Below are 10,735 nucleotides of genomic sequence, written 5' to 3'. Positions count from 1 at the left end.
TAATTTTGAATGCTCAATACTTTCTTAGAAAACTAGGTGTTTCATCAAACCATTCTTCACTGACAAGTTTATGACAGGCAGAAATAATCCGTACTATATCCTGGGTTAGTTTTGCTAAAATACGTATTGTAAAACCAGGAGTCGAAAGTAGAGAGATTCCAGCTTCAAATTCTCCAGGTTGTTCATGAATAACCTCATGCAAGCGTTTTATTAAATCATCATCTGTTTTATCACCGATAACAATAAACGTTCCTATATGGGTATAATCATCCATAAACCCCAGTGCGTTAATTTGCTGCACAGCTGGCTCTAGCTTTATATTATCATACACCACTAACTCGCCTTCCAAGTAGATATTGGTATTAAGTTGTAGCTTGTCATAGCTAAAGGAACTCCCTTCTGCAGACCAGCCAGGCGTTAATATATCCGAATAGAGAAGGGTTGCCCCCTTCTCCATATGTATAGTATCTACCTGTTTATATCTAGCGTTTTTATATCCGATAATTGGATCGGGTAAGTATACAAAATAGCTATCCTTTTCTAGAAATATTTCAGACTCTTGTGTTACTGGTTTGTTAGGCGTTTTATAAATCAATGTTGCTCCCAAGGTTGTTAGCATTAATTTAGCCTTTTCCCTTACCCGAATTTCAATGCGGTAAGTATCCCCATCCATATAGCCACCGCCCACATTGAGCAAATAATAACATGGCATTCCGGATTTTCCGTGATAAATTGGACGTTGTACCTTTAGTGCATTATAATAATAAATGCTTTTAGGAATGGATTTTCCTTCGCGGTTTTCTATTTCCATATTTAGAAAACCTGTCCATTTAGCACTAGTTAAGTTCATTCAATCCAGTTAAAAGAACATGTTCATCAATCCAGTTTACTACATCTTCTAAGCCGTCATTTGTTTTAAGGTTTGTAAAGTAAAAAGGTTTATCACCACGAAATACTTTAGTATCTGCTGCCATTATATCTAGGTTAGCATCTACATAAGGGGCCAAATCCGTTTTATTAATAATGAACAAATCGGCCTTTATCATCCCTTGGCCTCCTTTTCTAGGAATTTTTTCTCCTTGCGCTACATCAATGATATAAATGGAGAAGTCTACCAATTCTGGGCTAAAAGTTGCCGCAAGGTTATCGCCACCACTTTCAATAAAGATTAGCTCTACATTTGGATGTCTATCTATTAAAATATCCACAGTTTCAGCATTCATTGATATATCCTCTCTAATAGCAGCATGAGGACAGCCTCCTGTTTCAACACCAATGATACGGTCTGCTGGTAAGATTCCTGTTCTAATAAGTATTTTCGCATCTTCTTTGGTGTAAATGTCATTGGTAATTACACAGGTCTCTACCCTTCCATCTAAAGCACGTGTTATTTTTTCGATGAGTTGTGTTTTCCCTGCTCCAACGGGTCCACCTATTCCTATTTTTATTGGTTTCATATCTGTTATATTTTTTATTATCGAGTTTTAGGACATAAATATCCTAACGTTAACATATTCATGTTGCATCTGAGCCATTTCTATTCCGGGAGCTACTGTTCCGAAATCAGTTTTTTCTAACCGATTTACAGCTTCTACAGCATCCTTTAATATTGGTTGAAAGTCTGAGATTATCCGTTGTCCGTCTGTTTGACCCATTGGAATAGCACGTACGCCATTCTGGACGAGATTAACTATTGTAGAGTACAAATAATATAACATTGTTGTATCTCTAGAGATTTTTAAATGATACCCGGCCAATACAAATAAAACCGCTGGGTGACCAAAAGAATCTTTTTCTTTAATCCGCTTACTATACAAATTAATCAACTCAGAATCATAAATGGTCCCTGCTATTTTAACTAGTGACCTTCCCATGAATCGTGTTCCTTCACGCGTTTCGCGCGACATATTTTGGATAGTCAATAAGCGATCTATTCGCCATACCTCATCTAAGTCATTCTCTTCTAAAGCTTGGTATATTAATTTTATAGCAAGACCGTCAGAACTAACCATCTGCTCCTTTAAAAACAATGACAACCATTGAGAAAAGGTATCCCGATTATGGACTCTATTACGTTGAATAAAGGTCTCCAATCCAAAAGAGTGACTAAATCCTCCACTGGGGAAATTGGAGTCACATAATTGAAATAGTGCTAATAAACTACTATCCATGACTATGTGCTCCTGTCGTATGTCTAAATGCTTCTTTAAGTTTTCTATCTTCTCTTTTGAAAGGAATTCCCTTTTGCTGCAATAATTCTTCTACTAAATAATCATATTGAACGAGCATCTCATTGCCTTCAAACTTTGCAGGCATGTGTCTATTACCCAATTCGTGTGCTATTACACCCATTTCATTAATATTCCTTGGCTGTATAGCAAGTATATCATCGGTTTTCACATCTATAATAATCATGTTTTTATCATCCATAAAAAGAATATCACCATCCTTTAAATCTTCAGCATTTTTAAGGCGTATTCCCATATCACGGTTGTGATCGGTTTTAACCCGTTGAATCCTTTTGACCAAGTCGGCACTTTCTATCCTTACTTTTTCGATATGTCTTTCCCCTATTTCAGAGGTATTCATATTATGAATATTGCCTACAATTTTATCTATAATCATATTAAATATCTTTTTTCACTATTTTAAAACAAGAAGTAGCGTTGAGTTAAAGGAAGGTTTTTAGCAGGGTCACAAGACAATACTTCACCGTTTATTTTAACTTGATACGTTTGTGGATCTACCTCTATATTAGGCGTCTCACAATTAAGCTTTAAGTCTTGCTTGGTAAGTTTTCTAATTCCCTTTACTGGTAATATTAGTTTTTCTAGACCGAGTTCTCCTTTTATGTCATTATCATAGGCTATTTGAGAAACAAAGGTGGTACAACTTTGATAACGTGCTTTTCCTAGACTACCAAACATGCCACGGAGTTGAACAGGTTGTGGAGTTGGAATGGCCGCATTGGCATCCCCCATTTGCGCTCTAACTATTTCGCCATTTTTCAAAATCATTTCTGGTTTGGCGGCAAAGAATTTTGGGTCCCAAATAACAAGATCTGCCAATTTTCCTACTTCTACTGAACCAACATAATCACCTATACCATGTGCAATCGCAGGATTGATGGTGTATTTTGCTACATAACGTTTTGCACGGTTATTATCGTTGTATTTACTATCTCCTTTCAAAGATCCACGTTGATTCTTCATATGGTGAGCTACCTGCCAAGTTCTAAGTGCAAGTTCTCCAACTCGACCCATGGCTTGGGAATCGGAACTAACGATACTAAATACCCCCATATCATGTAGCACATCTTCAGCAGCAATAGTTTCTGCTCTAATCCGGGAGTCTGCAAAAGCCAAGTCCTCGGGAATAGAAGGATTTAAATTGTGGGCTACCATCACCATGTCTAAATGTTCTTCAACCGTATTTAAGGAATAAGGTAAGGTTGGATTGGTAGAAGCTGGTATAATATTGTTGTATCCAGCTGCTCTTATAAGATCTGGAGCATGACCACCTCCAGCTCCTTCAGTATGGTACATATGTAATAAACGACCATCAACGGCTTTCATGGTATCTTCAAAGAATCCACTTTCATTTAAAGTATCTGCATGTAAGGTAACCTGTACATCAAATTTATCGGCGCATTTTAAAGCTTGATTTATAACAGAAGGTGTTGCTCCCCAATCCTCATGCACTTTTAATCCGATAGCTCCAGCACGAATCTGTTCTTCTAATGGGCCCATTGTTGAAGCATGACCTTTACCGGTTAGTCCAATATTAATAGGCAGTTCTTCTACAGCTTTTAAAATGGTATGAATATGCCATTTTCCAGGTGTAGCAGTTGTCGCTCTAGATCCATCGGTAGGGCCAGCTCCCCCTCCAATTAACGTAGTTGTTCCATTATTTAATGCGACCACAATTTGTTCGGGGTTAATAAAATGCACGTGCGTATCAACTCCCCCAGCAGTGATAATTTTACCCTCGCCAGAGATTATATCTGTAGAGGCTCCTATATGAATGGTTACATTATCTTGAATATTGGAATTCCCTGCTTTTCCTATTCCAGAAATTTTACCATCACGAATTGCGATATCCGCTTTATAAATCCCTGTATAATCAAGAATTAAGGCATTGGTTATCACAGTGTCTGGTACGTCTTGATTTCCTTCACGTGTAATTTGAGAATCCTGTCCCATTCCATCGCGAATTACTTTTCCTCCTCCAAATACAACCTCGTCGCCATAGGTTGTATAATCTTTTTCTACTTGTATAAATATATCGGTATCGGCTAAGCGAACTGAATCTCCAGTAGTTGGACCGAACATTTGGGAGTATTGCTCCCTTGACATTTTAAAACTCATAATCCTTATTTTTTAGTTAATGGTCCGTCTACCTTATTATGAAAACCGTAAACCTCTCTTTTACCTTTATAATCGATGAGATTAATTTCTTTCTTATCTCCAGGCTCAAAACGTACAGACGAACCTGCAGGAAGATCTAAGCGTTTTCCATATGCCTCTTCACGGTTAAAATCAAGAGCATTATTTACCTCATAAAAATGATAATGAGAGCCCACCTGAATTGGACGATCCCCTTTATTAGTTACCATTAGACTTATTGCCTCTGATCCTTCATTACATAAAATATCTTCGTCTTTTAAAATATATTCTCCTGGTTTCATGCTCGTGTTTTTTAATATTTAAATTAACTAATAGGATGATGTACGGTTACTAATTTAGAGCCATCGGGAAAAGTAGGTTCTAATTGAATAACATCTAACATTTCCGGAACGCCTTCCATAACATCATCCCGAGTTAAGATCTGTGTACCGTAATGCATTAATTCTGCAACTGTCTTACCATCTCTAGCACCTTCCATTATTTCATAAGTAATAATTGCAACCGCTTCGGGATAATTTAATTTTAGCCCCCTTTCTCTTCTGCGACGTGCTAAATCGGCCACAACCACAATAAGCAACTTATCCTTCTCTCTTTCTGTTAATTTCATATCATTTACATTTATTTATTGGTGCCTTATTTTAATTAAATCTAAAAGACCTACTGATAATAAGGCTGATGAATGCAATGTTAGCGTAAGGTATATCTTGTGTTTATTACAAAATTCATTTATAATCCGATATAACTCAATAATCCTACTTCCTAATTAACCTAACCAATTAAAGAAATTAGCTCATACTTTATTGGAATCATCTACTTTGATGGCAAGTGTAAAACCGTTATCGCAAGCTATTGGAACCAAGATATTATGATATTTATTCATATAAAGCATCCGATTTAACAATGAAAAGCACTTAAATACATGACTCTCAACCATCTGCAATACACACTAACCTTTGGCAAATTATCTTTGATAAATTCCGCCATATTATTAATATCTTAAAAGTATTAATAAATATATAATGATTTGCATTTTATAACAAACATTATTTACAACACTCCTATTAATAATGCTAATTTTACAACATACCCATAATAACTTAAGATAAACAATTGGGCTTCTAAACTTGCCCATTACCGTTATAAGTGAGATCTATCCATATACAAGTTTTGCCTCCTATATGGTTAAAGGAGTTTAAGGTGGTTGTGCTTAACTTGTTTAATTTGATTTATTCTAAGAAATTAAAACTGATAAAAATCAGCATTAATTTGATTTGTATAGCCTAGTTTTGCTTATTTGAGGAACATTTTGTTAAATTGAGCACGTCTATTTTTTTAGCCTTGAATTTTAGGGCTAAAACAATTTTAAATTAGGTGTTTTTTCTAGTTCCTTAAAAGTTAAGAACAGTTTAGAGATAATGCTATTTAGCTTACGATTAAATTCCTACTGGAGTACGGATATTTAATTGATGGCTAATAATTTATTAAAAGGTCTTTATAGGTAGTATATTATTTAAATAAAATGTGCGAAAATTAAATCTACGATAATTAATCAATATTAAAATATAGGATGAATAAAAGTTTTCCCGAGTATATTAAGGAGTTCGAAAAAGTTTTAAAAAGCGTTTTTCACGAAAGATATAACATTGAGCAATTTAGCAAAGAACGAGGTATACCGCCTGTTGCACTCCGAGAAATTATGGAGAAATCCCCTTTATCTGTGGCTATTCCTGAGAAATTTGGAGGCCGAGGGTTAAAGGTTAAGGAGTGTTTGGGCATCTTATCTGCCGCTTCCTACGAATCGCTTTCCCTTTCCCTAACTTTTGGTATCAACATTGCCTTATTCTTAGAGCCTGTTGCCAAATATGCCAATGAAAATGTTAAAGCAAGCATTTTTGATCATCTTTTAAAGAAGCAAAATATGGGCGGACTAATGATTACCGAGCCCGATTATGGAAGTAATGCCTTAGGCATGGAAACTTATAATGAAAAAGTAGGTGACAGCTATAAGGTTAAAGGAACCAAGCATTGGCAAGGTTTAACAGGAATGGCCGATTATTGGTTAATTGCCTCCCGTGAAAAAAATGCTAAGGGGAACCTAAATAGAGATATTGATTTTTTTATCTGCGATGTTACTCAGCCTAACCAACAAATTGTGGTAGAAGAGTATTACAATAACCTAGGGCTATATATGATTCCTTATGGGAAGAATAAGGTAGACATCACCGTTCCTTCCCAATATAAACTAGAGCCTACCTCTTCTGGGGTGAAGATGATGCTAGATATACTTCATAGAAGTAGAATGCAGTTTCCAGGAATGGCACTTGGTTTTATCAAGCGGATGCTAGACGAATGTTTACGACATTGCGAAGAAAGAGTTGTTGGAAATAGCAAATTGATTGAACTAGATATGGTTCAATCACAAATTGCAGAAGTCCAATCTGCTTTTACGATCGCTTCTGCTATGTGTTTTAGAAGCAGCACAAATAGTGGTATAGAAAATAATCTTGCCGATGCAGGTGTAGAAGCTAATTCTATGAAGGCCTATATAACGGATCTAATGCAAGATGCGGCACAAACAGCAACGCAATTATACGGTTCCACCGGCTTTAAAATGGAAAATATTGCAGGCAGGGGAATAATGGATAGTAGGGCGTTTCAGATATTTGAAGGATCTAATGAAATGCTGTACACGCAGATTGCAGAAATAATTGTTAAGCAGATGAAGCGCAAAAACGACTATAACGTATATGCCTTTTTAAAAGAATTTAACTTAACAGACCGTTCTCATTCCTATTTTAAAAATGAATTAGACTTTTCTATCACTCCAGGATTAAAGCAAAGGAAATTAGTTGATCTGGGGAAAATATTTTCTAGAATTATTTCTTTGAATTTTGTGTTAGAAATGGAAGAAAAAGGATTTAGAAAAGATTTGGTTGCTAACTGTATAGAGGTTGTAAAAGCTGATGTCTCATCCTTGATCAATTCTTTTAATAGTAACAGCACAGTAATTCAGATTGCTGATTACCAAGAGAATAGCCATTGGTATGATTTTGTTTAAAATAAAGTAAGGTTCTAATATAACACTTTTGTGTTCGGAGTAATTAAGGCGCCTCTATTTCCTATATCTTAAGGAATAGAGGTGTTTTTTTTAAAAGAACTTAATAAAATAAAGAGAAACGTTATTAGACTTTATTTAGAAGATAGTTTTACAGAGTTTATATTTTGAATAATTGTCTTAGCATCTAATAGCGTAAGAGGCTTATTAAAATATCCTTTCACTAAAGGATGAACCTTTACTTTATCGCGATCTTTTGTATCCCCAAATGAAGATAGCACATAGATATCTGTGGGTATGTTGTTATTATGGAGTTTACTGAATTCCTCTAGAAATCCCCAACCATCCATAGCAGGCATTTCTAAATCTAAAAACAATATATCTGGAAGCTTTTTACCGTCTGTTAATTGGTCTATAATAGCTTTTAACCCCTCCTTGCCGCTATCAAAACTAATTAGAGAACACTCACCTATGGCCTGTTTCATCCTGTATTGAGTTGCGAATTGAGAAACCAAGTCGTCATCAATAATGTAAACCAGTGGAATCATTGTTGAAATTTAATTATAATGTTAGGTGGGGGTGATTGTTGTTAGTAAAAATACACAATAATTATTTTTAAAAGCATTGAATATCAGAAGAATATTCTCACTAAAATCAATTTATTTGTTAATCTTACTATAGTTTAGGACCAATGACCCGATAATAATCACTCCACTTTTATAACGCATATAGTGCCTTAACTTAAATAAATGCAGTTTTAAGAGGAAAAAATTTTATATTCATCTTTTTTGGGAAAAAGCGGTTAATAATTCTTTCAACCCTATAGAAAAACATGTTGAATATATTGATTACATATAAATGCTACAGTTTCTTAATTAACTTATGTAGGTGTTTTTGACAGTATATTGTATGTAATCACACCCAATTTTCCAGTTTCAATTTTTATACAACATTAACTATGAATCAAGATTATATTACGCCAAATGAATGGTCCATTATAGAAGAGGGATTTAATCCAGAAATGGTTAAATCCTCAGAGAGTCTATTTAGTATAGGTAATGGTGCTATGGGACAAAGGGCCAATTTTGAAGAACAATATTCTGGACCAACTTTTCAGGGGAGTTATATTGCAGGCGTCTACTACCCCGATAAAACTAAAGTTGGTTGGTGGAAAAAAGGATATCCAGAATATTTTGCAAAGGTCTTAAATGCTCCAAATTGGATTGGTATCCATATTACCATAGATGGCGAAGCCTTAGATTTATACAGCTGTAAATCGGTATCCGATTTTAAACGAGAGCTAAACATGAAAGAAGGTTGGCTGTCTAGAAGTTTTACCGCAACCTTGAAGAATGAAACTACTGTAAAAGTAGAAACGAAACGATTTTTAAGCTTAACCTTGGATGAGGTTGGGGCTATTTCCTATAATATAACTCTCCTATCTGGGAACGCTAAAATTACTTATAGCCCTTATTTGGATGCGGGAATTACTAATGAAGATAGCAATTGGGACGATAAATTTTGGGAAATAACCAATATTACCCAAGAAGACGATATGGCTTTTATAGAGGCGCATACCCTTAAAACAAATTTTAACACCTGTACTTTTATGCAATCTCAATGCTTTATTAATGGTACAGGTACTAAACTAAGTCCTACTGTTGCAAAATTAGAAAAAAAGATATCTTTCCAATATTCGGCAGAAATAAAACAGAACGAAATTTTCACCATTCATAAATATGGGGGATATACTTCGGATAGAAATCACGATAAGGATAATCTGATCCCTGCTGCAAAGAAAGTTTTATTCAAAGCAATGGATATGGGATTCGAAAATTTTCTGGAAGCTCAGAGAATTGCTTGGTCGCAAATATGGGAAACCTCAGATATTACCATTAAGGGTGATGTAAAAGCACAACAAGGTATTCGTTTCAATATTTTTCAATTGAATCAGACCTATTTAGGCACCGATTCTAGGCTAAATATTGGCCCTAAAGGCTTTACTGGAGAGAAATATGGGGGTAGTACTTATTGGGATACTGAGGCTTATTGTCTCCCCTTTTATATGGCTACAAAAAACCAACAGGTAGGTAGAAACCTTTTGGAATACAGATACAATCACTTAGAAAAAGCCATTGAGAATGGAGAAAAACTAGGCTTTACCGGTGGTGCTGCTCTATACCCTATGGTAACCATGAACGGAGAAGAGTGTCATAATGAATGGGAGATTACCTTTGAGGAGATACATAGAAATGGAGCTATAGCCTTCGCGATTTATAACTATTATCGCTATACGGGTGACTATTCCTATATTCCAGAGAAAGGCCTAGAGGTGTTAATCGCTATTGCTCGATTTTGGGAACAAAGAGCTACCTTCTCCACACATAAGAACAAATACGTTATTCTCGGGGTAACAGGTCCTAATGAATATGAGAATAACATTAATAATAACTGGTACACCAATTATATTGCTCAATGGTGCCTTAATTTCACTATGGAAACCTTAGATAAAATACAAGCGAACTATAGTGAGGATTATAAAAGAGTTATTAATAAGGTGGCACTTGATCCAAAAGAAATTGAAAAGTGGAAAATAGTAGCTAACAATCTCTATTTCCCATTCTCAGAAGAGCATAATGTATTCTTACAACAAGATGGATTCTTGGATAAGGAGCTTACTACCGTAGATAATTTAGAGAGATCACAACGCCCCATAAATCAGAAATGGTCTTGGGATAGAATTCTAAGATCACCTTATATAAAGCAAGCAGATACCTTACAGGGATTTTACTTTTTTGAAAACCAATTTAGCAGAGAAGAATTAGAGCGTCATTTTGATTTCTATGAACCTTTCACTGTTCATGAGAGCTCCTTGTCCCCATGCGTTCATAGTATCCTAGCCGCAAAATTGGATAGGATGGATCAGGCCTATAACTTCTATTTAAGAACCTCTAGATTAGATTTGGACGACTATAACAAGGAAGTAGAAGAAGGCTTACATATCACCTCCATGGCGGGTACCTGGATGAGCATTGTAGAAGGCTTTGGTGGAATGAGGGTTGTTAATAACACCTTAACCTTTCAACCAAAGATTCCAAAGCAGTGGGACTCCTATTCCTTTAATGTGATTTTTAGAAATCGTACCGTTAAAGTAACAGTTTCTCCAAAAGAAACTCAGTTCACTTTAATGCAAGGAGAAGAACTACAGGTTTCTGTAAACGGAAAATTAATCTCTATTACTAAAAACAATATAACAACTATATAAAAATTAAAA

The 10,735-nt window shown here is 35.3% G+C and carries 10 protein-coding genes; 2 read left to right on the top strand and 8 right to left on the bottom strand.

The window, feature by feature from the left end; all coding sequences use genetic code 11:
• Window positions 1–13: 13 nt before the first annotated feature.
• From H344_RS0110375 to H344_RS0110345, 7 genes are read right to left on the bottom strand one after another with little or no spacing between them, the layout of a single operon-like run.
• Complete coding sequence (locus H344_RS0110375) at window positions 14–850, bottom strand: urease accessory protein UreD (protein WP_026810262.1); 837 nt, start codon at window positions 848–850, stop codon at window positions 14–16.
• Window positions 837–1,466, bottom strand: a complete 630-nt coding sequence (gene ureG, locus H344_RS0110370; RefSeq protein WP_205667156.1) for an urease accessory protein UreG — start codon at window positions 1,464–1,466, stop codon at window positions 837–839. Before ureG ends, H344_RS0110375 begins: the two co-directional genes overlap by 14 nt.
• Before the next feature lie 18 nt (window positions 1,467–1,484).
• On the bottom strand, window positions 1,485–2,171 hold the full coding sequence (locus H344_RS0110365; RefSeq protein ID WP_026810260.1) for an urease accessory protein UreF: 687 nt from the start codon (window positions 2,169–2,171) through the stop codon (window positions 1,485–1,487).
• Window positions 2,164–2,625: an urease accessory protein UreE gene (gene ureE, locus H344_RS0110360; RefSeq protein WP_026810259.1), complete on the bottom strand. Its 462-nt coding sequence runs from the start codon at window positions 2,623–2,625 to the stop codon at window positions 2,164–2,166. Before ureE ends, H344_RS0110365 begins: the two co-directional genes overlap by 8 nt.
• 23 nt (window positions 2,626–2,648) lie before the next feature.
• Window positions 2,649–4,367, bottom strand: a complete 1,719-nt coding sequence (ureC, locus tag H344_RS0110355; RefSeq protein WP_026810258.1) for an urease subunit alpha — start codon at window positions 4,365–4,367, stop codon at window positions 2,649–2,651.
• Window positions 4,368–4,372: 5 nt separating this feature from the next.
• Window positions 4,373–4,687 carry an urease subunit beta gene (gene ureB, locus H344_RS0110350; RefSeq protein ID WP_026810257.1) on the bottom strand — a complete coding sequence of 105 codons (315 nt, stop codon included), beginning with the start codon at window positions 4,685–4,687 and terminating at the stop codon, window positions 4,373–4,375.
• Between the two features lie 23 nt (window positions 4,688–4,710).
• A complete protein-coding gene (locus H344_RS0110345; protein ID WP_026810256.1) occupies window positions 4,711–5,013 on the bottom strand; it encodes an urease subunit gamma in 303 nt (100 codons plus the stop codon).
• A 960-nt stretch (window positions 5,014–5,973) separates the two neighbouring features.
• Here H344_RS0110345 and H344_RS0110340 point away from each other — a divergent pair.
• Window positions 5,974–7,464 carry an acyl-CoA dehydrogenase family protein gene (locus tag H344_RS0110340; protein ID WP_026810255.1) on the top strand — a complete coding sequence of 497 codons (1,491 nt, stop codon included), beginning with the start codon at window positions 5,974–5,976 and terminating at the stop codon, window positions 7,462–7,464.
• A gap of 131 nt (window positions 7,465–7,595) precedes the next feature.
• On the opposite strand, the gene H344_RS0110335 is transcribed toward H344_RS0110340, so the two are convergent.
• Window positions 7,596–8,009, bottom strand: coding sequence for a response regulator (locus H344_RS0110335; protein WP_026810254.1), 414 nt, complete (start codon window positions 8,007–8,009; stop codon window positions 7,596–7,598).
• Window positions 8,010–8,419: 410 nt separating this feature from the next.
• Here H344_RS0110335 and H344_RS0110330 point away from each other — a divergent pair, with 410 nt between their 5' ends.
• Entirely contained in the window at window positions 8,420–10,726 is a 2,307-nt protein-coding gene (locus H344_RS0110330; RefSeq protein ID WP_026810253.1) for a glycoside hydrolase family 65 protein, read from the top strand.
• Window positions 10,727–10,735 lie beyond the last annotated feature (9 nt).

Source organism: Arenibacter latericius DSM 15913, assembly GCF_000424985.1.
In the GTDB taxonomy this organism is placed as follows: Bacteria; Bacteroidota; Bacteroidia; order Flavobacteriales; family Flavobacteriaceae; genus Arenibacter; species Arenibacter latericius.
Note: the sequence above shows the minus strand (reverse complement) of the source record. Positions and strands in the feature narration are given on the sequence as shown.